Raw genomic sequence first — 26,290 nt, 5'->3', positions numbered from 1 at the left:
GGTTGATGATAATGTTTAATACAGTAAAACGTATTGCTGTTGGTCTAGCGGCGCTGAGCATCAGCATGGGTGCAGTGGCAAACGAACGCGCACTTGATTTAGACGCACTACTTGCACAGCTTGAAGCGGGTCAATTCGCACAGTCAGAGCAAAACAAACAACGTGAAGCAGATTTCATTGCACAGCGAAGCGAACAAGAGCGTATTTTGCGTGAAACACTCGCTCGCCGTGACCAGTTACTTCTTGATTCTGAGCGTTTAGAAACACAGTTTGAAGAAAACGAGTTTAAATTGGGTGACCTTAACGGTGCACTTGATACTCGTCTTGGTTCACTTAAAGAATTGTTTGGTGTACTTCAGCAAGTGGCTGGCGACACAAAGAACAAATTCTATAACTCTATGATTTCTGCACAAATCTCTGGCCGTTCTGAATTCCTCGATGAAATGGCACAAAGCATGGGTTCAAGTTCTAAACTAGCCTCAATTGAAGAAATTGAGCGTGTTTGGTACGAGATGCAACGCGAAATGACAGAGTCAGGCAAGGTAACAAGCTTTACTACTGATGTTGTTGAGGCTGGTGGTGCTAAGGTGAACAAGAGCGTTGTTCGCGTAGGTCCTTTTGCGTTGGTTGCAGACGGTAAATTTCTTGAATACAACGGTGTGACTGGTACGGTTTCAGAACTTATTCGTCAACCTGCTGACCGTTACATGGCTTCTGCTGCTGAGTTACAAGCTTCAAACGGCGAGCTAGTTCAATTCGGTATCGACCCAACCGGTGGATCTATCCTTGGTCTTCTTGTTCAAGCGCCTAACTTGCAAGAGCGTGTAGAGCAGGGTGGACCGGTAGGTTACATCATTCTTATCGTTGGTGCTTTCGGCCTATTACTAGCTCTAGAACGCCTAGTTTCACTAAGCTTGATTCGCATGAAGGTTAACAGCCAGCTTAAGAGCAAAGAAGTTAAGACTAACAACCCACTTGGTCGTGTACTTAAAGTACGTGACGAGCATCCAGATGCTGACGTTGAAGCACTAGAGCTTCACTTAACTGAAGCAATTCTTGGCGAAGTACCGAAACTAGGTCGCAACCTAACCATTATTAAGATCATCTCTGTAGTGGCACCGCTTATGGGTCTACTAGGTACAGTAACCGGTATGATCAATACCTTCCAAGCAATTACCTTGTTCGGAACAGGTGACCCGAAACTAATGGCAGGTGGTATTTCAACTGCACTTGTAACTACGGTACTAGGTCTTGTTGTTGCTATCCCAATGACTTTACTTTACGCAATGCTTAACACCCGTAGTAAGAACATTGTTTATATCCTTCAAGAGCAAGCCTCTGGGGTTATCGCAGAGCGCGCTGAGCGAGGCTAATCATGATCGAGTTTCTGGAAGCAATTCGCGATTTCACAGAAACAGGTGGCCAGGTTCTCCTGGTCATCGGTCTGCTGATATTCGTTATGTGGCTTTTGATCCTCGAGCGTGCCATGTATCTGATGGTTTGGCATAAACAAGCTAAGAAGCAAGCGGTAACCCTTTGGGATGCTAGAAGCGACCGCTCTTCTTGGTTTGCGGAACAAGTTCGTCAGAAAATGATTTCAGAGTTAACCATGCGCCTAAACGGCAGCATTCCCATTATTCAGTCGCTAGTTGCGTTATGTCCGCTACTAGGCTTGATGGGTACGGTAACCGGTATGATTGAAGTGTTTGATGTAATGGCGATTTCAGGTTCGGGTAATGCTCGTTCTATGGCGTCAGGTGTATCAAAAGCAACTATCCCAACTATGGCGGGAATGGTTGGCGCACTTTCAGGCGTATTTGCCTCTACTTGGTTAAACCGCATGGTGAAATCAGAACGCACGCATCTTGAGGATGCATTGTCTATTCAACGTTAATGCTCCGGCGTTAAGGTAAGGTATTTATTATGAAGCAGCACTTTCAAAATTTGGTTGATGAGGAAGAAGCAAATATCGATATGACGCCCATGCTGGACGTTGTATTTATCATGTTGATCTTCTTTATCGTTACAGCGTCTTTTGTGAAAGAAGCAGGTATCGATGTAAACCGTCCTGAAGCGGCTACTGCGGTTAAGAAAGACCGTGCGAACATTTTGATTGCTATCTCGGATAAAGGTGAGATTTGGATTAACAAGCGTCGTATCGATGTACGAGCAGTACAAGCAAACATCGAACGTTTGCACGCTGAAAATCCTCAAGGCACTGTTGTTATCCAAGCGGATAAGAAAGCAACAACAGAGACTTTGATTAAAGTTATGGACGCGTCTCGTGCAGCGGGCGTATACGATGTTTCGATTGCAGCCCAAGAGCAATAAATCATGCCACGATATTTAATCGCATTTGTAATATCCCTTGCGATAACGTTAGGCCTGGTTTTTCTTGATGCAATCGCTGATCAAGATGGGAGGCAGCGCCCTAACAGAACCGCCTAAGGGTAGTGTGCTTGACTTTGTTCGTGTGAAACAAGACGAACAGGTCGAGAAAACCGATCGTAAACCCAAAAAGCCACCTAAGCCAGAGCAGCCACCCCCGCAGATGGAGCAGCCACAAATGGATTCTCCAACACCTAATGCAGAGGGTAACTCAATGGATTTTGGTGCTGATGTGGGTGACGATATTTCACTAGATGGTGGACTGGCACTCGAGTCAGGCGATGGTGAATATCTTCCTATTGTTAAAGTGGCTCCAGTATATCCTCGTCGTGCATTGCAGCGTGGTATCGAAGGGTTTGTTATTGTTGAGTTTACGGTAACTAAACAAGGTGCAGTTCGCGACCCTATTGTTGTTGAAGCCAATCCTCAGGGAATCTTCGAACAAGCCGCAATAGATGCTGCGATGAAGTTTAAATATAAGCCGCGGGTAGTAAATGGCGAAGCCACCGAAGTTTCTGGTGTGCAAAACCGTATTACTTTCCAAATTGATGGGTAATCGTATGATGAAGAAACAAACGAACAAGCTACTAAGCGCCATTACGTTTGCAATTGCATCTGCAACGGTAACCGTACCATCAATGGTTGTTTCTACCGAAGCTGTGGCCCAAGAGCAACGTGCTAGTGACAGACCCACCCGTCGTGTACCTACACTTCGCTCAAAAGTATACGAGCAGCTATCCCGTGCTCAAACTGCTGCTGATGAAGCGGGTAATGTTGAAGAAGCCATCGCTATTCTTAAAGAGGTTGAAGAAAAATCAAGCTCAATGAATAGCTATGAGAAAGCCATGATGTATAACTTCTTCGGCTTTATTTATTACAACAACGAAGATTACGACATGGCCCTTGAGTCGTTCGAAAAGGTAGTTGATCAACAACCAATTCCTGAACGATTTGAAATGACCACCCTGTTCAGTCTTGCCCAGCTTCACCTAATGCAGGGTAACTATTCACGTACTATCGAGTTTTTGGAGCGTTGGGAAGCGATCAATACCGGTGTTATTCCACCAAAAAATAAAGTATTGAAAGCACAAGCATACTATCAAAACAAACAGTACGCAGAAGCGCGAGATTGGATAACGCAAGCCATAGTAGAACACGAGGCGGAAGGTATGTTGCCTGATGAGGGATGGTTGATTCTTCAGCGTGCTATTTTCTACGAGCTCAAGCAGCCAGAACAAGTAAAAGATGTACTTGTTAAGCTAGTGAAACTATACAGCGAACCTAAGTACTGGATCCAGTTAGCAGGTATGTATGGTGAATTAGGTGAAGAGCGTAAGCAGTTGGCAATCATGGAGTCTGCTTATCAGCAAGGCTATGTAGAGTCAGCGGCAGATATCTTCAATCTAGCGCAGCTTTACTACTATCACAGAGCGCCGTTTAAAGGTGCCTTGCTTATGGAACAAGCAATGAATGATGGTGTACTTGAGAGCAACTTAAGAAACCTTAAGTTCCTAGGTCAAAGCTGGACACTAGCCAAAGAGCAAGACAAAGCCATTCCTGTAATGATGCAGGCGGCGGAGCTGTCTGAAGATGGTGAGATAGACGCGCAAGTGGCTCAAATTCTTCTAAACGAAGAGCGTTTCGAGGAAGCTATTGAAGCGGCTGACCGTGCTATTGAAAAAGGTGAAATGCGCAACCCAGGTTTAGTGTACTTAATCAAAGGTATGTCGCTTTACAACATGAAGCAATATGCTTTGGCATTAAATCAATTGGCAGAAGCAGAAGCCCACGACAAAAGCCGTGCTATGGCTCGTCAATGGAAGCAGTTTGTTCAGTCTGAGAAAGATCAGGCAGAGCGATTGGCTGCCGAATTAGACGCCGAATAATACACCGTTTAAACCATTAAAAAACGCCGCTTTTAAAGCGGCTTTTTTGTATCTCGACCCTAGTCTGGGTCGTAGAATAATGGTGCATCAGAAGTAGCTCAACCAGGGCTTGTTATGCTTCTCTTTGTGTTTGTAATTAGAGAATCGTTTCGCAGGATAGTACAACAAGGCAATTAGCATCGCTGCACCAATCCATATCTGCGCAACTGAGTCCAAACCAAATCGAGTTCCATGGGGAGCACCTACTATTCCATAGAATATCCAGTATGCCGCCAATAAAACATATAAGTGAACAATATAGGCGAACATAGGCACTGAACCATAAACCTTCAGAAGTCTGAATACTGGGTTTTTTTCTTTAATCGTGTCTAACCACGCTAAAACAAAAGCACCGAATCCAAGCGTTATAAGAAGGTAGTTCAAAGACGGTGGATATTTGCTGAAATTGAGAAAGTCCCTTACTGTGGCTATTGCCGAGTCTTGTATGCTCCATGGCAGTGTTTCACCATAAAAGTTCAGCCAACGGATTGTCAATAATATAAATAAGCTAATAAAGCCACCGACAATGAGTAGTTTACGACGGGCAATAGCGTCGAAAGCCTTGGTGTAAATTGGACCTGCGAAGTAGCCAAGTAGAATGACACCGAACCAAGGTAGCACTGGGTATGACGCGCGAAACTTAAATCCAAAAATTGTCCCCAGGTCGTTTTGGTCATGTAAGATTGACCACATAACATATCCCCACTCTCCTGGAACAAATGTTATCGGTGACAATGCATTGTGGCCGAATACTATGACTAAACCTAACGCTCCTATTGCCAATTTAGGAAGGTGACACGCGAAAGCAAGACCAATCATACTTACACCAATGGCCCATAAAACTTGTAACCATACGGTCGTGGCGATGTAGTCTATCCAGACTAGATAGTACAACACTACTTCAATGGCAATGAGCACAATGCCGCGTTTGAGTAGAAAACTCGTGGGTGATCTGTGTGGCTTGTTTGTAGGGTGTGCGTATAGATAAGCAGACATACCTGCGAGAAAAATAAAAATAGGCGCACAAAAGTGGGTGGCGTAACGAGTGAAGAAGAGTTCAGTTGACACAGAATCGTTAATCGGGTCACCCACAGGGGTATGCATAAAAAACGCGTTCACGTACGTGGTCCACCATCATGATGAGAATCACTAAGCCCCGCAACAAATCTATGGACGCAATCCGAGTTGGATATGTATTTTCGTTTCCCATAACATCTCTCAATATGGAGTAAGTTGCAGCGAGCTGACTAGCTCGCTGCGAGAGTTACATAACGGCGTATTAGAAGCTGTATGACGCTGATAATGTAAAGTTTCTTGGCGCGCCAGGTTGTACCCAAGTATTCGAGAATGAATTTGGGTAGTAACGATCATCAAGCAAGTTATCTACTTCTAGTCGAAGCTCTACTTCTGGCGTGAGTTCGTAAGTAGAGAATAGCCGTACCGTGGTGTAGCTTGGTAACTCAAAGTCCGCACCAAAGAAACCATTTCGTTTACCTACGTGAACAATAGCACCGCCCAAAGACATTGGTGACCCACCAATGTTTAGTTCTTGTACTAACTGCAGTGTCAGTTGCTGCTCAGGTACGTTTAATAGTGGGCTACCCGGCTCTACATCAAAACCAAAGTTCGCATCAAAGAATTGATTTTTTGTTTCGGCGTCTATGTAAGCATATGAGAACCAAACACTCAGATCGTCTTTGATATTTCCTACGATATCCACTTCGACACCTTTACTCTCGGCTTCACCAATGGCCGCGGTGGTAAAGGTATTTACGTCATCTACCACAAGGATACTGTCTTGCTTAACATTGAATAATGCCACCGTACCTTGGATGTTACCCTTGTTAAGTAGGAAGTTTGCTCCCGCTTCAATCGATGTTGATTGATTTGGTTCGTGGCCATTCCCGTCTTTATCGGTGCCAGAGAGTGGTCTAAAGTTTTCTCCGTAAACCGCATAGAAAGACAAGTTTTCAGAGCTTTTGAACACTAACCCTAACTGAGGACTTAAGCGTGATTCAGTTTGTTCAGTAATCGAGTAGGGATCAGAACGTCGGTTCACAAGTTCTTGTTTGTAATCATCAAAACGCGCACCGATTCGAACATCAATACTGTCTGTTACGCTGATTTGGTCTTGTACATAGACACCAAAGGATTCTTGAGTTTCTACTCTGTCTGTATTGGGTAGCGGCTCTGGTAGCTCATAGCTGCCGTATACAGGGTTGTATACATTGATGCTTTGACTGACACTGCCACCTTGCCCATCACGAACACGAAGGAAGAACTGATCATTTTCGAATTCGTCTTTGTCGACACCCAGAATAATACGGTGGGTTAAACCAGCGGTTTCAAACTCACCACTCAGTTCCGCGCGCAAAACATAGTAGGTGGCATCGTATTTACGATATCTACGGAAACGGCTGAAATCGCCATCTTCGCTAACACTACCAAAACCATTCTCAGTGGCAAAACCTTCGAGAGATGTGTCTCTGAAGTTAACGCCAACAAGGCCGCTCCAATCATCACTAAAGTCATGCTGCAACTCTAGCTGATGCCCTAGTACTTCTGTTTCGATGGGACCATCGCCCGGCTCACCAAGAAAACGACTTGCTGGAAGTGCGTCTAAATCGCCATTGATTTCAACAATACCGCGGTCAAATGGGATTTCTTGGTTGCTGTATTCCAGCTCATAGGTCAATTGGCTATCGTCGCTAATACGCCATGCTATGGATGGGCTGAAACCATGCTTTGTGGTTTCTACCGTATCGCGAAAGCTCTCAGCGTCCTCAAAAAAGCCAACGAGTCTTATGGCTACGTCGTCAGATACCGGTGTTGTGTAATCTACATCGGTACGATAGCGACTCCAACTTCCTACAGATACTCTAAACTCACCACTCTCATCAAATGTAGGTCGCTTAGTGACAAGGTTTATTGTTCCACCTGGTTCACCTCGGCCAAATAACGCAGCTCTTGGCCCTTTTAGTACTTCTACCGATTCTATGCCTGATAAATCACGAGGACCGCCAAAACCACGACCGGCATTAAACCCGTTGACTAGGTAGTTGCTTGGTAAGTTTTCATCGCCAACAAATCCGCGAATAGCAAAGCTATTCCACAGTCCACCAAAGTTGTTTTGACGTGCAACTGAGGCCGATAAATCAAGTGCTTGAGTAAGATCAATGGCGCCAAAGTCCTGCAGTGTTTCTGAATCTAACCTCAGCTCAGCCTGAGGTGTTTCTAGGCGAGTAAAATCGCCTTGATACGCTTGTTTTGATTGCACAACGGTAACAACTTCAATGTCTGCAGTGTCAGTCTCAGTGGTTTGGGCAAAGCTAACCTGCGTACTTAAGGCTAGAGCCAATGGTGCGAGTGTAAACTTAGGAAGTGTGTGTTTCACGTTCAGCCTCATAATTATAGAAATGATATAACATAACAAAAGAGGCCGGTAGATTAACCCTCGGCTCGTCGGAACTCAAGATGTATCAGTAATTTAGTCGTACTATCTGGCTAGTTGAACGTTTTGACTTTTTTTCGAACTGTATTCTGACTTGATTTTTATAAACTCAGCAGTCTTTCGATGGCTCTTTTACGAGATGAGGTAAGCACCTGAATATTTTCTGAGCTTTGTATTTGAGTAACGTAGGTTATTTGCTCAAGGCCGAGTTGTAGCACCTTTTTACACCATGGCTCGCGCTCTGAAAAAAGCGCTTGGAGTTTGTTCACGAGCTTTTCACGAGAGGCGGTACCAAGGCCAATATTATGGACTTTACATTGACGTTTGATAAAGGACTTCCATTCGTCGACGTAACTTTCAAAAAGTCGTTCAGGGAAGTCGGGTAGGTCCAAGAGATCCTGCTCAATATCTTGTATGGGATCAGCCTTGTCTAATGTTACGCGCAATACCAACAGGGTATCGATTGGCGCATTGTTGATGTCAAATCCATTAAGAAGTTGTTTAAAGTCGTACATCGCTGTTTCCGGTGTTTGTATAAAGCCTAATGCTTCTTAGCGGTTCTCATATTATGTTTTGTTCATTTTCGTCGCAGTTGTGATCTAACTAGACTGTTACTTACTAATCTTACGGTATTAGACTCAAAATAAGTTCAGTTCTGCTTTTGGAGGTAACGTGTATAGAGTCACAGGCATCAGACTTTTTGTTTCGGTAGCCGTGTGTTGTGCTGTATTGTGTACTCTAGTGAGCAGTGTGGTTGCTCGCGCAGTTAGCGCCACCGGTTCAGGGTTTTATGATTTGTTGGAAAGCCAGGCCGAGTTGTTACCGCTGCGGGTTAGTGATGCTTGGTATCTCACTGATATTACGATTAAAGATTCTACCGTGGAAAGGCGCTATCTCAATGGAAGCTTAGACTTTGGGAGAATGAGTCGAGCGCATTCCGCGCATTTTACGTCTACAACAACAGCAGAGCTTTATGAACAATGCGGTGTTTTTAAGCGAGAGATTTATTCTTTGGGTATAACTTTGGTGCACCACATGTCGGACAAGCAAGGCCGTGTATTTGCTGTTGTTATTATTGACGCTAAGCGATGTGATAGTTATGCATCTGCCCACAAATTTTGAATGTGACGGTCTATGTTTAGCCTAATCGCAAAGATGTCGACGTTGTTGAGAAAAAACTCTCATCCAAGCTCTGGAAAATCGTTAAGTACCGGCGAAGTAAAGTCTCAATGGAAGGATACCGGCAAGGTCTTCTATTTAGAGCAAACATTTAAGTTAGTTTATCAGTCTAATTGTGGTGAGGTTACCCTCGAAAATCTTTCGTTTGAGCGCCTTTCGGCAGTGCTTGAGCAATTGAAATCTATGGATGAGCAATCGCCCATGTCCCGCGCCACTATAGCCAACACCGAAAGTGCATTCCAATTGAGTCTGTGTGCAGTCACATGGCAACAGAATGAAGATAATTTGCGAATAAAAGCCATACCAGAAGCTGCCATACTCAGGAGTAAAACACCCGACTTCAACAACGCACAAGCCATATTCAAGCATGAATTTTTATTAGAGCACGATGATATCCTTACACCTACGGTGAATCATCAGAAAGCTGGCGTATTTATTTATAACCAGATATCCATAGGACAGTTCACAGAACAGATCAGAGTCGCAAATCAATCGATTGAAAATGCCCTAAAGCGCAGGGTAAGTGTTAAAGCGGAAAATTACGCGACGCCGTTTACGTCAAATGAAGAACGGGTCATCAACGCTGTATTAACTGCTCAAAACAAGCGCTAATTTTTTTATTTATATCTATGACTTAACAGTCAGCCATGTTGTCGAATACACAATTATCGCTTAGTATCAGCTGTATAAATCATAAACTGAACTAGGTGTAGATGCTTTATCGATTGGGTGTTTTTGCGATTCTCGTCTTTTTTTCTCTCACTGTTTTTGCTCAGAATTCCACTATTGAATCACTTAAAGCAGAACTTGAAGATAACACCCTTTCTGCATCGCAGCAGATAGATATATTCAATCAACTCGCAAGGCTTTATTTATATTCTGAGCCGGAACAAACCGAATATTTCACGCAACAAGCGATACCACTCGCTATTCAAAACGAAGATGACGAAAGTCGGGCTGTAGCCTTGCGCTTGTTGGGCATGGCAAGCATGTATCAAGGCAAAAATGACAATGCGTTTGGTTTTTTAACTCAAGCAATAAGTGTTGCCGAGATTACTGAAAATTTTCACCTTCTATCAATCTGTTATCGCGCGTTGGGCGTCTTCTATGAGTTGACAGTCGATTACGACAGTGCCATGAAGTTTTACATTGAAGCTTTGAAATACGCCAAGCTTAGTGAACAGCCAACTGATTTGGCGATGGTATACAACAATCTTGGCAATGTACTCAATTCGCAAGGAGATTATGACGAAGCGGCGAATTACTTCCAAAAGTCTATCTTTATCCACCGCTCTATCAAAGACGTTGAGATGGAGATGAATGCAACTGTTGGTTTAGCAGTGTCTTACCTAAAAGGGAGTGATACGGAGAAGGCGTTACAAATATTAACGACTGTACGCGAGCAGCAAAGTGATATCAGTGATTTTACTTACAGCGAATCTACAGTAAATCTAGCCCACGTTCATAACAAGCTAGGTCATTATCAACAAGCTATTGAGCTTTATGAGTATGTGATTAACGACCCTCGAGGTGGCGCGTATCCACAAGCTATTGCTGCTGCCTACCTCGGACTAGCTGAAGTGCTGGCGGTGATGGAAAACTATGATCAAGCATTGTCTGTCTATCGAGAAGGTATCAATGAAATTCGAGGGAAAACCTCCGTTGAGAGCGAGATGGCGCTTTACGAGGACTTGGCAAAATTAGAGCTCAAGTTAGGTAACTACGAAGCTGCTGCCGTTGTTCAAGCTGAATATATTGAACGTAGAAATACCATTCAGCCGCTTACCCAAAACGGAATTATTCAAAAGCTAGAAAGTCAGCTTAAAGTAGAGCGCGATGTTATTAAGCTGCAAGAGGCGCTATTGCAGCAAGAAAGAGACTCTCGTCATGCCTCGGTATATCTGTTTGCGTCTGTAGTGATATCGCTTTTTTGTATCGTACTCATTTTGGCGCTGCGACTGAGAAAGCATAAGCTACTTAGTCTCCAAGAAACTAATCATGCACTTACCGTCGCATCACAAACTGATTACCTAACAGGGGTTGGTAATCGACGTTATCTAGATAACAAACTCTTAAATAAATTTGGAAAGTCTGGTGATATTGCTTTCCTACTCTTGGATATCGATTACTTTAAAAATATAAATGATAGTCATGGTCACGACGTTGGTGATGAAGTACTCATCGCTTTAGCAAACCAACTTACATCATTGTGTAATGAAGACGACTTTGTCGCCCGTCTGGGTGGGGAGGAGTTTGCGATTCTTCTACTGGATACTGATACGAGTGAGGTACTCACGTTTGCAGACAAGGTTAGAAAAAACGTTGAAGAAATGACGTTTTCAGTGGATTGCAAAATAACCATTAGCATAGGCGTGTCGTCGGGCAATATGAAAAGCGCGACATATGATGAACTCTATAAAAAAGCTGACTTAGCTCTCTATCAAGCAAAGCGCAAAGGCAGGAATACGGTTTGTGGCGAATAGGTGATGAACAGTGATATTGCTCATCACCTGATTTAGCGACTATGCAGTACGAAGTTCTCTACGTAGAATTTTACCTACACTCGATTTAGGTAATTCTTCCAAAATAGTAACTTCTTTGGGAGTTTTGTAGTTTGTAAGTAGTTGCTTACAGTGAGATAAAACGGTCTCAGTATCAAGTGGTTCAGACACTGTGATATAGGCACACACTCTCTCACCAGTTTTCTCATCCGCCTTGCCTACTACAGCAGCCTCAACAATGGCTGGATGTGAGGTCAAAACGTCTTCCACCTCATTCGGGTAAACATTAAAGCCTGACACTAGAATCATGTCTTTGAGTCTGTCGACGATTTTTATCGCGCCGCTGGCTTCTACAACACCAATATCTCCAGTTTTGAAGAATCCGTCTTTTGTCATTACTTTGGCAGTTTCGTCATCTCTATTCCAGTATCCGAGCATTACCTGAGGGCCTCGCGCAGCGATTTGACCTGACTCGCCATGGGCCACTGGTTTGTCATTGCTATCCAGTAACGCAATTTCTGTGTCTAACAAAGGTAAGCCTACCGTGCCTAATTCTTCTGAACCTGGGGTATTAAAGCACAGCACTGGCGCGGTTTCGGAAAGGCCGTAACCTTCAGTGATCATGCTACCCGTTACTTCCTTCCATAACGTTGCAGCGCCTTGCGTAAGCGCAGTACCACCAGACATGGTTAGTTTTAACCCAGAGAAATCGAGCTTCTGGAATTCGGGGTGTCGTCCTAAGCCGACAAATAAAGTATTGATACCTGCAAAGGCGGTAAATACATGTGGTTTAAGCGCGTTGATAAAACCGTCAATATCCCTAGGATTCGGAATAAGTACAATATGACTGCCTTTGGCAAAGAGGGTAATCATGCACACCGTGAACGCATAGATATGATAGAGGGGCAGCGGACAAACAAGAACTTCCTCGCCCTCTTTAAAGTGAGCGCCTAACCGATCTAACGTTTGAATACTGTTACTTAATACATTTCTATGGCTCAGCGCTGCCCCTTTCGATACACCCGTCGTGCCACCTGTGTATTGCAACATGGCGAGTTCGTCGAGCTCAGTTGCAGCGCGCGTCACTGGAGGTAGAGCTTCTCCTGTATTTATCGCATGACTCAGTGACAACCCATCAGGGGCAGTGTCAGGCATCAATAATTCTGTGGCCGAGGTAGTGATGACAGTTTTGATTTCGGTATCATTTCTAATAGCGTCGAATTTGGGATACAAATCACTAAGAATGATCAAAGCAACAGCACCACTATCGGTGAACTGATGGCGCATCTCTCGTTCTGTGTAAAGCGGGTTCGTATTGACCACAACAAGACCTGCACGAAGTGCTCCGTATACGGCAATAGGGTTTTGGATCAGGTTGGGCAACTGGATGGCAATTCGATCACCCGGTTTTAAACCCGCTTCATGAATCAGATATCGCGACAAAGCTTCTGACCGTTGGTCAATGTCGGCAAAAGTCATGGTTTGACCTAGCGCGGTATAGGCTGGTTTGTCTGAAAACTTCTTTAGGGTAAGTTCTATGTAGTCGGCTAAACATTCGACATGAGCAGGGTAAGTTATCATAAAAAATTCCATCAACTTGTCTTGGCACTACGCTATCAGTAATAACGTTTCATTAACATATGTGTTGCTTTATTCCTACTTATCAACAGCGCTTATAGATGAATAATTTTACAACTGAAAATGCATAAAAATGCGAGATTACACGCTATACTCCAGTGATACTCAAAATAGACTGTTTTTTGAACTGGTACGACCATAATTGGTGGAAATACCTACCATAACCTGAAAAGGGCAATACGTAGCTTATGCTAACCGTATTTCACCTGAGTTAAGCAATTGTTAGCCCTCTGTTTTTTGTTTAAGTTTATGAAATTCATTTTGTTTTTTTGTACTGTTAGACGTAAGACGAAAATCAGGCAATACACCATGGTCTTATATCGTTTTGATAATATTCGTGTGTTAAATAAAGCACTGAATTTATAGTGATTAACTGAGACGGCAAAATCAGGTAATATAAAACCCAACCTTTTCATGTGTATAACAAACAAGACCGAGAGAGATATATGAGTTTGTATTCAGATTACATGGCAGAAATCGAGACCCGTAAGAAGGATCTTGGTTTACATCCAAAGCCAATCGACAGCGCTGACCTTTTGTCAGAAATCATTGCTCAGATCAAAGACACAGGCAACGAGCACAGAGAAGATTCACTTAATTTCTTCATTTACAATACCCTTCCAGGGACGACAAGCGCAGCGGGCGTAAAAGCGCAGTTCCTAAAGCAAATCATCCTAGGTGAAGAAACGGTAGCAGAGATTACTCCTGAGTTTGCTTTTGAATTGCTTTCTCACATGAAAGGCGGCCCATCTATTGAAGTACTACTTGATCTAGTGATCGACGGTAGCGATGTTGATACCGCTAAGCAGGCAGCTGAAGTACTTAAAACACAGGTATTTTTATACGACGCAGATACTGCACGCCTCGAAGCCGCTTACAAGAAAGGATGCCCAATCTGTACGGATATTCTTGAGAGCTATGCAAAAGCGGAGTTCTTTACCAAGCTACCTGACATCGAAGAGAAAATCGACGTTGTTACTTACATTGCCGCTGAAGGTGATATATCAACTGATTTACTATCTCCGGGTAACCAAGCGCACTCTCGCGCCGACCGTGAGCTTCACGGCCAGTGCATGATTACGCCAGAAGCACAACAAGAAATTGTTGAACTAGGTAAAAAGCACCCAGATGCGAAAGTGATGCTTATCGCTGAAAAAGGTACCATGGGTGTTGGTTCTTCACGTATGTCTGGTGTTAACAACGTAGCACTTTGGGCGGGTAAACAAGCAAGCCCTTACGTTCCATTCATCAACATTGCACCAGTGGTTGCAGGTACTAACGGTATTGCACCTATCTTCCTTACGACTGTAGGTGTAACCGGCGGTATTGGTCTTGACCTGAAAAACTGGGTTAAGAAAACTGACGAAAACGGTGAAGTGGTTCGCGACGAAAATGGCGATCCAGTACTAGAAGAAGCGTATTCTGTAGCGACAGGTACGGTACTCACTATCGATACTAAAGCGAAGAAGCTTTACAACGGCGACCAAGAGCTCGTTGACGTATCTGATGCCTTCACGCCGCAAAAAGTTGAATTCATGAAAGCGGGTGGTTCTTATGCGGTTGTTTTCGGTAAGAAACTTCAAACATTTGCCGCTGAAACACTAGGCGTAGAAGCGGCGCAGGTTTATGCACCGTCAAAAGAGATTTCAATTGAAGGTCAAGGCCTTACTGCGGTTGAAAAAATCTTTAACCGCAATGCCGTAGGTGTGTCTTCTGATTCACCTCTACACACAGGTTCAGACGTTCGCGTTAAGGTAAACATTGTAGGTTCTCAGGACACTACAGGCCCAATGACCTGTCAGGAACTTGAAGCAATGGCGGCATCAACGATTTCAACAATCGTTGATGGTGCATACCAGTCTGGTTGTCACACTGCATCGGTATGGGACAAAAAAGCGCAAGCGAACATTCCTAAGCTTATGTCATTCATGAACAACTTCGGTGTAATCACAGCACGTGATCCTAAGGGTGTTTACCACTCAATGACCGACGTTATTCACAAAGTGTTAAATGACATTACTATTGATGACCGTGCGATCATCATTGGTGGTGACTCTCACACGCGTATGTCTAAAGGTGTAGCCTTTGGTGCCGACTCGGGTACGGTAGCACTTGCGCTAGCAACAGGTGAAGCAGCAATGCCTATTCCTGAGTCTGTAAAAGTGACCTTTAAAGGCAGCATGAAAGAGCACATGGACTTCCGTGATGTTGTTCACGCTACGCAAGCACAAATGCTTAAGCAATTTGCTGGTGAGAACGTATTCCAAGGTCGTGTTATCGAAGTTCAAATCGGTACCCTTCTCGCTGACCAAGCGTTTACCTTCACTGACTGGTCAGCAGAAATGAAAGCAAAAGCGTCAATCTGTATCTCTAATGACGAGACTATGATTGCGTCACTTGAGCTTGCTAAGAGCCGTATTCAAATCATGATCGACAAGGGCATGGACAACGAAGCAAGCATGCTTCAAGGCCTAATTGCGCTTGCTGACAAACGTATTGCTGAAATCAAGTCAGGTGAAGTTCCAGCACTTGCACCAGACGACAATGCGAAATACTACGCAGAGCTTGTGGTTGATCTTGACCAAATCCAAGAACCAATGATCGCTGACCCAGACGTAAATAACGAAGACGTTTCTAAGCGCTACACTCACGACGTTATCCGTCCAGTATCTTACTATGACGGTAAGCCAGTAGACTTAGGTTTTGTTGGGTCTTGTATGGTTCACAAAGGTGACATGCAAATCATCGCGCAAATGCTGCGTAACCTTGAAAAGCTCAACGGTAGTGTTGAATTTAAAGCGCCACTGGTTGTTGCTCCACCAACGTACAACATTGTTGATGAGCTGAAGGCCGAAGGCGATTGGGAAGTATTGGCTAAATACGCAGGCTTCCAATTCGACGATGACAAGCCAAAAGAAGCTGCACGTACTAAGTACGACAATATTCTTTACCTAGAGCGTCCTGGATGTAACCTTTGTATGGGTAACCAAGAAAAGGCTGAGCCAGGTGATACAGTTATTGCTACCTCTACTCGCTTGTTCCAAGGCCGTGTTGTTGCCGATTCTGAAGAGAAGAAAGGTGAATCGCTACTTGGTTCTACACCACTTGTAGTACTTTCAACGGTACTAGGTCGCTTCCCAACTATGGAAGAGTATAAAGCTGCGGTCGAAGGCATTGACTTAACTAAGTTTGCCCCACCGTCTGAAGACTTAAGTGTTGCACCTAAGTTTACACCTGATGTGGCTGTGAAGACGGTTAGCTAAACGTTAGCTTTTAACATTTGTTGTGAAAAGCCCCGACAGTGTTTGGGGCTTTTTTCTTTATACGCTCTAGTTAAATTTTTATGCGAAATACGGCGTTGAATATTCACTAAGTTCGCGTATAAACTACACAGCCGCTTTTTCACCAAAGCGAAATCACAAAACGAAAAAGGACAGTCGAATGGCTAAGTTAAGTTTCATCGCAGTGATGTTGTTATCTATTGTTACGTTCGCCTGTGCGAACCCACTAGGTAGTGTGGAGTTCGACCAGATAACGTTAGAAATTGCTGAGCAAGAATACACGGTAGAGTATGCGCAAAGTTATGAGCAGCGTGGGCAAGGACTCATGTTTCGTACTGAACTTTGCAGCGACTGCGGGATGTTTTTCAAGTTTGACCAAGAAAAATTTGCTGGCATGTGGATGAAAAATACCAATATCCCTCTGGATGTAGCATTTATCGACAGAAATGGCGTAATTACAGATATAAAACCTTTGACCCCCCATGACCTATCAAGCGTGGGCTCGTCGAAAAAGGTACTGTACGCGTTGGAAATGAATCAAGGGTGGTTCGCTGAGCACAAGGTCAGTGTAGGCGACCAAATTAACGTTAAATGAGTTGGTGGTGATCGGTAGCTGTGCTCAGCATTAAATAGGGGCTAGCACGTAACCGTTCATTGCAGGAGTTACACAGTGTCAAATGCTTTATCTATCGCCAAATTCGGCGGTACCAGTGTTGCTAATTACGGTGCAATGCAAAATTGTGCACGTATTGTAAGTAGCAGCGAAACTACGCGAATCGTTGTTGTCAGCGCCTCTGCAGGGGTGACAAATCATTTGGTGAGCCTGGCTCACACACCATTGACGCAACAAGAAATTGAGTCAACCTACCAAGCCATTGTCGATATTGAATTGTCGATACTCAACGAGTTAAAAGATAAGTCTTCAGTTGAGCCAAAACTAAATAGTTTGCTCGATGAAGTCAGAGAGCTCGCCTTCCATGAAGAAGTACTTCATAGGAGTGATTTAAAGGACCAATTGCTTTCAATGGGCGAACGTATGTCATCGTTACTGTTCAGTGCAGTGCTCGGTGAAATGAATACCAATGCGATGAACTTCGATGTTCGTAAGGTGCTTCGTACGAATAGTGAGTTCGGAGCGGCTACGCCACAGCTTGATAAGATTGAAGCGTTAGCAACACAACTACTCAAACCAGAAATAGCGCACGCCGTTGTGGTAACGCAGGGGTTCGTAGGTGCGGATGAAGAAGGTCGTACAACGACTCTCGGCCGAGGTGGGTCAGACTTTACCGCAGCATTGCTGGCAGAGGCGTTAGATGCGCAAACTTGTGAAATCTGGACGGATGTTATTGGGGTCTACACTACGGATCCGCGCATTACCCCAGCAGCGCGTCCGCTACCAGAGCTAAGCTTCGAAGAGGCCGCCGAAATGGCAACGTTTGGCGCGAAGGTGCTTCACCCTGCTACTATGGAACCGGCGCTACGTAAAAATATTCGAGTATTTGTTGGTTCGAGTAAAGAGCCCGAAAAAGGCGGAACTTGGATCAAGCGAGACTGTGATGATGAACCGCCGTACCGTGCAATTACCAGACGTAAAGAACAGGTCATGGTAACGGTAAAAACACCTAAGATGATGTACGCTCAGGGGTTCCTACAACAGGTATTTGGGATTATCGCAAAACATAATTTGAGTGTAGATTTGGTCACAACCTCAGAAATTTCAGTGAGTTTTACACTTGATAACCCTGCGAATTCAGTAGCTCAGCGGCTCAACAATGAAACCATTGCTGAACTTGAGACCATTTGTGATGTTAAAGTTGAACGTGGTTATGATCTGGTGACGGTAGTTGGGAATAACATGCAGAAGGCGACTGGTGTCTCAAGTAAGATATTTGCTGCTGTTGCCGATTTTGACTTGCGTATGATTTGTTTCGGTGCAAACCCTCACAACCTCTCTTTTCTCGTTAACGAGGATGACAGTAACGGCGTGGTTAAAGACCTTCACTGCGCCTTATTTGAATAGTGTGTCGCAATCAAAGACGCCAAACGATGTTTGGTACTCTAGGTAAATAAAAAGCCCTGTGTTAACAGGGCTTTTTATTTTTAGTAGCTCCCCCATTCGTAGAGTAGGCCGCTGCGTACCTCGAATAATTGGTTACTGGCGAAATAGTGCTCTCTCGGTTTAGCTTATCTATCTAATCTATTCTCAATATCGAAAACTCTATCCCGAAAATGAAACGTATATTCAATTCAAAATGGCGCTAAAGAATGAAATGTCAATAATATCAGTGCTTTGAGGCTTGGTATCGATACTGCAGTGTGCTTCTAAATTACCAAGCAAAGGAATAACGCTATGTTTAGAAAGACACTGTTATTAAACTGCCTACTGACTATTGTGAGTTTACAAGCAAACGCAATAATCATTAGACATGACGTTGATGATCAAAAATATGTTAAAGACGAAACTGAGTTCCCTGCTATTTTCCCTATAAAAGATAATGGCAGGGAAAAGAACTGCGTAGGCACTATGATAAGTCATCAGTGGGCAATTACTGCAGCACACTGCACGATTCTTATAGAGCCCGGTTCTCCTGTAACCATTGCTGGTCACGATGCTAATGTGGCATCTATTCATGTGCATGACGGTTATGGTGTTATCAAAGCTATTAGAGATGACAATGACAATATCGTAGGGCTAGAAGAAAACCTCCAAGACCCATCACTTGATGTTGCGCTTATTGAGTTGGATAAGCCGCTAGAACAGATTAGGCCAATGAGCTTGGCGTCGTTCAACATCCAAGTTAAACAACACATTGAAGTGCTAGGGTGGGGCGACTTTGGAAACGGCATCGATGGAGTATCACGTAAAGATCGCGTCAATGACAGACAATTCAGACTTGCTCATAATCAAATTGATGCACTTGACGGAAACTACCTAGTCTTTACTTTTGACGACCCCACCACTGCGAATGCGTTACCTCTAGAGGGGATTAATGGTCCTGGAGATAGTGGTAGTCCAGCACTTGTTGAGCATCAAGGCGCTTTGTTTATTGTAGGAATAAGTTCTGCGGGAGATTACCCTCAACGTGAGTGGCACAGCCGTGAAGGTAAATATGGATGGAAAGAGTACTATGTGAATGTAGCCAGAGTACGAGGCTGGATAGATAAAGTGATAAATTCGAGCAGTGTTTTGTAGAAAGCTTTTAGCGCAAAAAAAATGCGGCTTTGGGCCGCATTTTTTAATTTATTTCTGAGGACGAGTTAATGTCGCGCTTTGTTCGTCGCCTTATACCTTAAACTTGCGAATCGACTGTTGAAGCTCATCAGCCAATCGAGCAACTTCTTGACTAGAGTCTGACGTTTGTTGTGCACCAGACGTTGTCTCTTCTGCAATGCCTACGATAGTCTCGAGCTTTTCACTGATTTCTTGAGATACGGTATTCTGTTCACGTGCAGACTGTTCTATTTGCGTACTGACATCATGAGCATTGTGTACCGCGTCAGAAATCATATCTAGCGCTTGTGTTGCCTTCTCAGTTTGAGATACACAAATAGCAGTTTGCTCTTTACCTTGATTCATTACTGATACGGCGCGCTCTGCACCGGCTTGTAACACTTCAATCATGGCGTTGATTTCTTGTGTAGACTCTTGAGTTCGGCTGGCTAGCGTTCTTACTTCGTCAGCAACTACCGCAAAGCCTCGACCTTGTTCACCTGCACGTGCCGCTTCGATAGCAGCGTTAAGAGCGAGTAGGTTAGTTTGATCTGCTACGCCACGAATAACGTCTAGAATACCGCCAATACTAGCGCTGTCTTGATGCAGCTTATTGATAACTTCTGCTGCGTCTTCAACATCGCGAGCTAGCACCTCGATAGTATTCTTGTTGTCAGTAGAAATCTTTCTTACGTTTTTCGCTTCAGCGTCGGCATGACGAATCTGACTCAGCGTGTCTTCCGCATTTTGCATAACCAATTGGGAGGTGGAATGCATTTCAGTGGTCGCTGTTGCCACTTGCGCGATCTGCGACTTCTGGTCTTGAATCGAATGTGTTGTTTCAGAAGTGACTGCTGAGGTTTCTTCTGCTGCTGCCGCAAGCTGTTCGGCACGCTCATTAATACCAGTGATAAGCGCTTTTAGGTTGCCGATGAGGGTATTACAGTTTCTCGCTAATAAACCAAATTCATCTTCTGCACTGTCATCGAGGGTACGCGTAAGGTCACCAGATGAGGCGACGTTCAATAGCTCGTTAACACGGTTAAGTGGACGGGTGATCGCTAGTACTGTGACATAACCAATACCTATCGCGATGACAATCGAAACGATAACGACCAAAATAACCACGGTATTTCCTGAAGCTACTGCAGAATTTACGCTGCTCTCGACAGTTTTTGCTTTCTGGTCGGCTAGTTTTAATAACTGTTCAAGCTCGATGATTGCTTGCGCAATGTTGCTGTCGGACGCGGTCAATGCTTGTTGTGCATCATTACGACGTTCAAGTCGATTCACATGCAGTTGAACCACACCATTGCTTGATGTAATTGCATCAAGGCCATCTGCCACTAGGTCGCTAATATCGGAAAGTGTGCCAGAGTCATCCTGTCCGTTCGCGGTGTTTAGCATATCTTGCAACAACGAATCGACTTTTGAAACCACTAAAGATACTTCATTACCAATAGTTTGAGCGCGGACGAGGGTGTCGGTATCCACATATTCGTAAGCAACGGTAAGTAAGGAAAGTAGGGCAGTTTCTAAGTCACCACCAATATCAGCGGCATCGGATAAGCTACTATTAGACTGCACTTCATCCATATCGGAGAAATCCAATAAATAAGTCGATGCGTCGTCGGCGCTGTCTTCTGCGGTCATTAACTGATCGTCGATAGCATTGCGGATATCCATGTACTGTTGGTGATTGGAGTACATGCGTTCCACATTTGCCAAATATGACTCGTAGGACGTTCGAACGCGATTGAGCGTTTGTTTAAGCTCTGGTTCGTCAGCCACCGCCTGTGCCAGTTTCTTATATTCAGCGTCGAACATATCACGACTTTGATTGAAGCTGTTGCGTTTGGTTTGGAGACCGTCGAGATCGTCTTCTATATAGGCTTCAAAGGTGAGTCTGCCCATATTGAGAAAATTGGCTTTAAGCGCATTACTACCTGCAACTGCTGGTAATGCGACATTGTTCACTTCCTCTGTCGCCGAGCCCACTGAATTCAAATTGAACAGAGACACAGCACTTATTACAACTAGCAAAAAGCAAATTGTAATGAATCCACCGATTATACGCGTTGCAACATTGATCTTCATCGGAACTCCTGGATTTGCGTATTATTCTTTTTATATAACGATACAACTGTTATTAATTCATCATCCTACCTAACTTTTAGGTAAAAATCACATTCAACCAGTTTGTAAACTTCAAAACTAGTGGGTCTGTATTGGTATCGGCTAAAGGGTAACTGTCTTAAGGTAATTATCGAAAATATAAGACTCTTTTTAAAATAGTAGCTTAGCTAAACAACTTAGTGCCAATAATTGTTAAAAATAAGTAAAAAACATTCTGGAATTAGGATGAAAAAAATACGGACGTAATTTTTTCAGAGGATAAATTGATAGCAGATAAGTTTTGTCCCCATACATATCCGGTGTCTAAACCACAAAACTGCTTTTTTCCAGTCTCGCCACGCAATGCCGCCCAATGCCCAAAAAGTATCTTTTGGTCTTTGGTAAGTTTGCTATTTTTTACGTTAAACCAGGGGGTAAAATTAGGTGGAGCGCTGTCTGGATGAGTTTTGACCTCAAAATCTAGCTGACCTTGTGGATTCAAAAATCGCATTCGTGTACAGGCGTTGATAATAAACCGTAACCTGTCTATTCCACTCAAGCTCTCATCCCATTGCGCTGGTCCGTTACCATACATTTGTTCGAGTAGCATGGGGTAGTCATCTGCTTGTAAAGCGGCACTGACTTCTTTGCTGTAGCGAAGTAGTTCAGATACCGACCAATGTGGATATAGTCCAGCGTGAACAATCGTATGATTATCAGAAATAGCTTTCGCCAGACCAAAGCTTCTCATCCAATTCACAAGCTCTGGCAAGTCACTGGCTTTTAGCAAATTGGATAAATTATCTGACTTTTTCACTTTTTTAATGTGGTGAACAACGGCTAATAGGTGTAAATCGTGGTTGCCCAACACCGTGGTAAAGCTATTGCCCAGACTTTTTAGTAAGCGAAGCGTGGCGAGAGAGTCCTCTCCTCTCGCTACTAAATCACCCACAGCCACTAACTGGTCTTTGTGAGGTTCAAACTTGATTTTGTCGAGTAAACGGCAAAGTCCGTCGTAACAGCCTTGTATATCTCCTACGACCCAGGTTTGTCCGTTAGACATGGTGCCTCAATCAATGTAAAAGGTTGGGGACGGAGAGCCTGAACACGTCAATGGGCACGCGAAAACGCTGGCCGTCTTCTCTCTCCATTTCGTAGTAACCTTGCATATTGCCCAGCGGTGTATCTATGATTGCACCGCTGGTGTAATCAAACTCCTCACCGGCCGCAAGAATAGGTTGCTTGCCTATGACACCTTCACCTTCTACTTCTGACGATTTTCCATTGGCATCAGTGATAAGCCAATACCTGCGCTTGAGCTGCACGGTTTCATTACTCGTGTTGACAATAGTAATGTGGTACGCAAAAGCGTATTGTTCACTGTCACTAGGTAGGTGATCGGGTAGGTGTCGAGTACGCACTCGAACTAAGATGTCGGGATCTTGCATGCTAATGACCTTCTTAACCTTCCTCTTGTGCTGTGTTTCTAGCAACCGCATTGGCTAGTTTGGCAAAATCTGATAGCGGTAGTACTTCGGCGCGAACACCCGGATCGATACCTAAGTCACTTATTTGCGTATCGGTAAGTAACTCTTTTAGCCCGTTACGCAATGTTTTTCTGCGCTGATTAAAGACTTTTGCACATACGCTTTCTAACAGCTCAACGGATTCAACATCAACCGGAGGCGTAGCGTGAGGAATCAGTCTAACCACAGCGGAATCAACCTTCGGGGGTGGCTTGAATGCACCCGGTGGAACTTGTAATACCGGAGTAATGGCACAATAGTACTGGGCCATTACTGATAAACGTCCATAATGCTTTGATCCAGGACCTGCCGCCAGCCTTGTCACTACTTCTTTTTGCAACATGAAGTGCATGTCAGCAATGTGCTTGGCATGGGAAAATAAATGGAACATGAGTGGCGTTGAAATGTTGTAGGGTAAGTTTCCAAACACCCTAAGTTTGCCTCGCTCCGCAGGGAGAGACTGAGCAACTTGTGAAAAGTCGAGTGTCAACGCATCTTGCTCAATAATGGATAGCTTTTGACCATGGAACGGATGATGACGCAAACGCTTAGCGAGGTCTCTATCCAGTTCCACAACAGTCAGTGCGTCCACTTCTTCACAAACTGGATCTGTTAAAGCTCCCAAACCGGGGCCGATTTCTAATAAATTTTGCCCTGGTTTTGGGGCAATGGCGGCAACAATATTGCCGATTACGTATTCATCGTGCAGGAAGTTCTGACCGAAACGCTTTCTGGCCGTGTGGCCTAAGTGTGTTTTACTCATTGTGATTGTGTGCTAGCTCAATAGCCTTTTCTAAAGCAACTTTGAAACTTCCAGCATCGGCATGTCCAGTTCCTGCCAAATCGAGCGCAGTTCCGTGGTCGACAGAAGTTCTTATAAATGGCAGCCCTAATGTAACGTTCACCGAGGCGCCGAACCCTTTATATTTTAGTACAGGTAAACCCTGATCGTGATACATTGCCAATACAACGTCGGCATTGTCCAAATATTTAGGTTGAAAGATGGTGTCAGCAGGAAGTGGGCCGGTAATTCGGATCCCTTCGTTGCGCAGCTCTTCAAGCGCAGGGCTGATCGTCGTAATTTCTTCAGTACCTATATGTCCATCTTCGCCTGCATGTGGATTGAGTCCGCAAACAAATATATGTGGGTCTTTGATACCAAATTTGAGTTTTAAGTCAGTATTTATGATGTGGATGACTTTGTGAAGGCGCTCGCGTGTAATTGCTCTGGATACATACTCTAGCGGGATATGCGTTGTTGCAAGAGCAACATTCAGCCCCTCAGTTGCGAGCAACATAACAACGTCAATCGTGTTTGATTGCAGGGCAAAGTATTCAGTGTGGCCACTAAATGAAACGCCCGCTTTGTTGATTATGCCTTTGTGAACAGGACCTGTCACCACGGCGTCAAAGTCGCCTTCCATATTAGCTTGGCAAGCCTGACGCAAGGTTTCAACAACGTACAACCCGTTCTCGCTATCAAGGGTGCCCGCAACCACATCTGTCGCTTTTTCAATATGCTGAATATACAAACTGCCCGGTTCTTGGAGGGCAGTCACGTTTGCATCATAGGGAATAAGCGTAAGCGGTAAATTGAGTTGCTTAGCTCTTTGTTCCATCAATTGCTGGTCGGCGAAAACGACCAGCTGCGCCTTCCAAGACTCTTGGGCGAGCTGGATGATAAGGTCTGGCCCAATGCCAGCCGGCTCGCCTGGAGTGATGGCTAATTTTTTGAATGTGGTCATGCAAGTGTCTTATTTAAGAGTCTAGAACTTCAATATACGCGGCATCGCGCATTTCGCGTAGCCAATTTTCAGTTTCTTCTGCAAATTTACGGTTATAAATAAGCTGATAGGCCTTATCTGCTTTGCGCTTGTCAGTCGCATCATCAACTCTGCGGTCAATAAGCTGAATAAGGTGCCAACCATGAACTGAGCGAACTGGGTCACTAAACTCACCTGGTTCAAGTTGGGCGAGCGCATCTTTAAACGCCGGAACATAGTTGTTTGGATCTGTCCAACCCAGTTCACCGCCACGTAGTGAGGAACCCGGATCTTCCGAGTGCTCCTTTGCTAGGTCGGCAAACTCTGCTTCGCCATTTTCGATTTGAACTCGGAATTCAGCGAGCATCTGCTCAGCCTTTTCTTCGCTCAATATAATCGACGGAGATACTAGAATATGACGAGAGTTTACCTCTTCAACGGTGATTCTCTCGATACCACGGGTGTCTAGAACTTTAAGAATATGGAATCCAGCGCCACTTCGAATAGGGCCGACTAATTCGTCTTTGGTTTTACTTTGAACGGCCTCTGCAAAAAGCGTGGGCATAGCATTGATGTTTCTCCAACCCATGTCACCGCCTTCTAGCGCCTCGTTACCCGACGATGATGCAATTGCAATTCGGGCAAAATCTGAACCGTTGTTGAGCAGGTCTAGGACTTTGTCAGCACGTTCTCTCGCTGCTGTAATATCTTCATCAGTGGGCGATGGTGGGAAGCCAATCAAAATGTGACCAAGGCGATACTCTGCTTGTTCTGCACCTTGTTGATCGATAAGGTCGACCAATGTACTGATTTCTTGTTCGGTAATGTAAACACGGCGACGCACATTAGCACGACGCACCTCGCCGATGATGATTTCTTCGCGTACATCTTCACGGTAATCTTCGTAAGCAATGCCTTCTAACGCGAGTTCTCGACGCATCTCGTCAATGGTGACGTTCTGACTACCGGCGATGTTGCCAATAGTTTGTTCTAACTGTGGGTCGCTGATTTGTATACCCATTTTCTCAGCCATTTGAAGCTGAAGGTTTTTAACGATCAGTCTTTCAATAGCTTGAGTTCTCAGTGCGCGGTCTGAAGGAAGCGATTGATTACTGGCCTCTGCATTTCTTTTTACATCTGCAACAAGGGCAGTGACTTCACTTTCAAGTACAACGCCTTGATCAACAATTACCGCAACGCGGTCTAACAACACTTCTTGTGCTGCAACACTCATACTGAGTATTGAACTTACCACTAAGACCTTGAATAAGAACTTCATACGTACTCTTTTTTATCTAGTTAATGTCAATGA

21 protein-coding genes and 1 pseudogene are annotated in these 26,290 nt (G+C 44.3%); 12 read left to right on the top strand and 10 right to left on the bottom strand.

The window, feature by feature from the left end; genetic code table 11:
- The first annotated feature begins 11 nt into the window (after positions 1-11).
- From EYS00_RS13565 to EYS00_RS13545, 5 genes and pseudogenes are all read left to right on the top strand, one after another.
- Positions 12-1,373, top strand: a complete 1,362-nt coding sequence (locus tag EYS00_RS13565; RefSeq protein ID WP_130637492.1) for a MotA/TolQ/ExbB proton channel family protein — start codon at positions 12-14, stop codon at positions 1,371-1,373.
- Positions 1,374-1,375: 2 nt separating this feature from the next.
- Positions 1,376-1,894, top strand: coding sequence for a MotA/TolQ/ExbB proton channel family protein (locus EYS00_RS13560; protein WP_130637490.1), 519 nt, complete (start codon positions 1,376-1,378; stop codon positions 1,892-1,894).
- 29 nt (positions 1,895-1,923) lie between these two features.
- Positions 1,924-2,331: a biopolymer transporter ExbD gene (locus EYS00_RS13555; protein WP_012517280.1), complete on the top strand. Its 408-nt coding sequence runs from the start codon at positions 1,924-1,926 to the stop codon at positions 2,329-2,331.
- Positions 2,332-2,334: 3 nt separating this feature from the next.
- Positions 2,335-2,944 (top strand): annotated as a pseudogene (locus EYS00_RS13550) (energy transducer TonB).
- Between the two features lie 4 nt (positions 2,945-2,948).
- Positions 2,949-4,274: a CDC27 family protein gene (locus EYS00_RS13545; protein ID WP_130637486.1), complete on the top strand. Its 1,326-nt coding sequence runs from the start codon at positions 2,949-2,951 to the stop codon at positions 4,272-4,274.
- Positions 4,275-4,361: 87 nt separating this feature from the next.
- On the opposite strand, the gene EYS00_RS13540 is transcribed toward EYS00_RS13545, so the two are convergent.
- The 3 genes from EYS00_RS13540 to EYS00_RS13530 all read right to left on the bottom strand — a co-directional run bounded on the left by EYS00_RS13540 (position 4,362) and on the right by EYS00_RS13530 (position 8,279).
- Positions 4,362-5,432 carry a DUF1624 domain-containing protein gene (locus EYS00_RS13540; RefSeq protein ID WP_242618768.1) on the bottom strand — a complete coding sequence of 357 codons (1,071 nt, stop codon included), beginning with the start codon at positions 5,430-5,432 and terminating at the stop codon, positions 4,362-4,364.
- Between the two features lie 160 nt (positions 5,433-5,592).
- A complete protein-coding gene (locus EYS00_RS13535) occupies positions 5,593-7,719 on the bottom strand; it encodes a TonB-dependent siderophore receptor (RefSeq protein ID WP_130637484.1) in 2,127 nt (708 codons plus the stop codon).
- Between the two features lie 146 nt (positions 7,720-7,865).
- Positions 7,866-8,279 (bottom strand): hypothetical protein, encoded by a 414-nt coding sequence (locus tag EYS00_RS13530; RefSeq protein ID WP_130637482.1) that lies wholly within the window; start codon positions 8,277-8,279, stop codon positions 7,866-7,868.
- A gap of 157 nt (positions 8,280-8,436) precedes the next feature.
- Here EYS00_RS13530 and EYS00_RS13525 point away from each other — a divergent pair, with 157 nt between their 5' ends.
- The 3 genes from EYS00_RS13525 to EYS00_RS13515 all read left to right on the top strand — a co-directional run bounded on the left by EYS00_RS13525 (position 8,437) and on the right by EYS00_RS13515 (position 11,426).
- Positions 8,437-8,886, top strand: a complete 450-nt coding sequence (locus EYS00_RS13525; RefSeq protein WP_130637480.1) for a hypothetical protein — start codon at positions 8,437-8,439, stop codon at positions 8,884-8,886.
- Positions 8,887-8,898: 12 nt separating this feature from the next.
- On the top strand, positions 8,899-9,555 hold the full coding sequence (locus tag EYS00_RS13520; RefSeq protein WP_130637478.1) for a hypothetical protein: 657 nt from the start codon (positions 8,899-8,901) through the stop codon (positions 9,553-9,555).
- Between the two features lie 101 nt (positions 9,556-9,656).
- On the top strand, positions 9,657-11,426 hold the full coding sequence (locus EYS00_RS13515; RefSeq protein WP_130637476.1) for a diguanylate cyclase: 1,770 nt from the start codon (positions 9,657-9,659) through the stop codon (positions 11,424-11,426).
- Between the two features lie 39 nt (positions 11,427-11,465).
- On the opposite strand, the gene EYS00_RS13510 is transcribed toward EYS00_RS13515, so the two are convergent.
- Complete coding sequence (locus EYS00_RS13510) at positions 11,466-13,025, bottom strand: AMP-binding protein (protein WP_130637474.1); 1,560 nt, start codon at positions 13,023-13,025, stop codon at positions 11,466-11,468.
- Positions 13,026-13,528: 503 nt separating this feature from the next.
- Between EYS00_RS13510 and EYS00_RS13505 the strand changes: the two genes are divergently transcribed.
- From EYS00_RS13505 to EYS00_RS13490, 4 genes are all read left to right on the top strand, one after another.
- The gene (locus tag EYS00_RS13505; protein ID WP_130637472.1) at positions 13,529-16,345 is read left to right on the top strand and encodes a bifunctional aconitate hydratase 2/2-methylisocitrate dehydratase; all 2,817 of its coding nucleotides are present in this window, start codon (positions 13,529-13,531) and stop codon (positions 16,343-16,345) included.
- A gap of 178 nt (positions 16,346-16,523) precedes the next feature.
- Complete coding sequence (locus EYS00_RS13500) at positions 16,524-16,958, top strand: DUF192 domain-containing protein (RefSeq protein WP_130637470.1); 435 nt, start codon at positions 16,524-16,526, stop codon at positions 16,956-16,958.
- A 75-nt stretch (positions 16,959-17,033) separates the two neighbouring features.
- On the top strand, positions 17,034-18,383 hold the full coding sequence (gene lysC, locus EYS00_RS13495; RefSeq protein ID WP_130637468.1) for a lysine-sensitive aspartokinase 3: 1,350 nt from the start codon (positions 17,034-17,036) through the stop codon (positions 18,381-18,383).
- A 330-nt stretch (positions 18,384-18,713) separates the two neighbouring features.
- Entirely contained in the window at positions 18,714-19,556 is an 843-nt protein-coding gene (locus EYS00_RS13490; protein ID WP_130637466.1) for a trypsin-like serine protease, read from the top strand.
- Between the two features lie 90 nt (positions 19,557-19,646).
- Here the strand turns inward: EYS00_RS13490 and EYS00_RS13485 are convergent, their stop codons facing one another.
- The 6 genes from EYS00_RS13485 to surA form a co-directional block, all read right to left on the bottom strand.
- The gene (locus EYS00_RS13485; protein WP_130637464.1) at positions 19,647-21,671 is read right to left on the bottom strand and encodes a methyl-accepting chemotaxis protein; all 2,025 of its coding nucleotides are present in this window, start codon (positions 21,669-21,671) and stop codon (positions 19,647-19,649) included.
- 259 nt (positions 21,672-21,930) lie between these two features.
- Positions 21,931-22,752 carry a symmetrical bis(5'-nucleosyl)-tetraphosphatase gene (locus tag EYS00_RS13480; protein WP_130637462.1) on the bottom strand — a complete coding sequence of 274 codons (822 nt, stop codon included), beginning with the start codon at positions 22,750-22,752 and terminating at the stop codon, positions 21,931-21,933.
- A 10-nt stretch (positions 22,753-22,762) separates the two neighbouring features.
- Positions 22,763-23,137, bottom strand: a complete 375-nt coding sequence (apaG, locus tag EYS00_RS13475) for a Co2+/Mg2+ efflux protein ApaG (protein ID WP_130637460.1) — start codon at positions 23,135-23,137, stop codon at positions 22,763-22,765.
- A 13-nt stretch (positions 23,138-23,150) separates the two neighbouring features.
- Positions 23,151-23,978, bottom strand: a complete 828-nt coding sequence (gene rsmA, locus EYS00_RS13470; protein WP_130637458.1) for a 16S rRNA (adenine(1518)-N(6)/adenine(1519)-N(6))-dimethyltransferase RsmA — start codon at positions 23,976-23,978, stop codon at positions 23,151-23,153.
- Positions 23,971-24,960: a 4-hydroxythreonine-4-phosphate dehydrogenase PdxA gene (gene pdxA / locus EYS00_RS13465; protein WP_130637456.1), complete on the bottom strand. Its 990-nt coding sequence runs from the start codon at positions 24,958-24,960 to the stop codon at positions 23,971-23,973. Before pdxA ends, rsmA begins: the two co-directional genes overlap by 8 nt.
- Before the next feature lie 13 nt (positions 24,961-24,973).
- Positions 24,974-26,257 (bottom strand): peptidylprolyl isomerase SurA, encoded by a 1,284-nt coding sequence (gene surA / locus EYS00_RS13460; RefSeq protein WP_130637454.1) that lies wholly within the window; start codon positions 26,255-26,257, stop codon positions 24,974-24,976.
- Between the last annotated feature and the right edge of the window lie 33 nt (positions 26,258-26,290).

Source organism: Alteromonas sp. KUL49, from assembly GCF_006538345.1.
Classification (GTDB): domain Bacteria; phylum Pseudomonadota; class Gammaproteobacteria; order Enterobacterales; family Alteromonadaceae; genus Alteromonas.
This window is presented reverse-complemented; position numbering and strand designations above follow the sequence as displayed.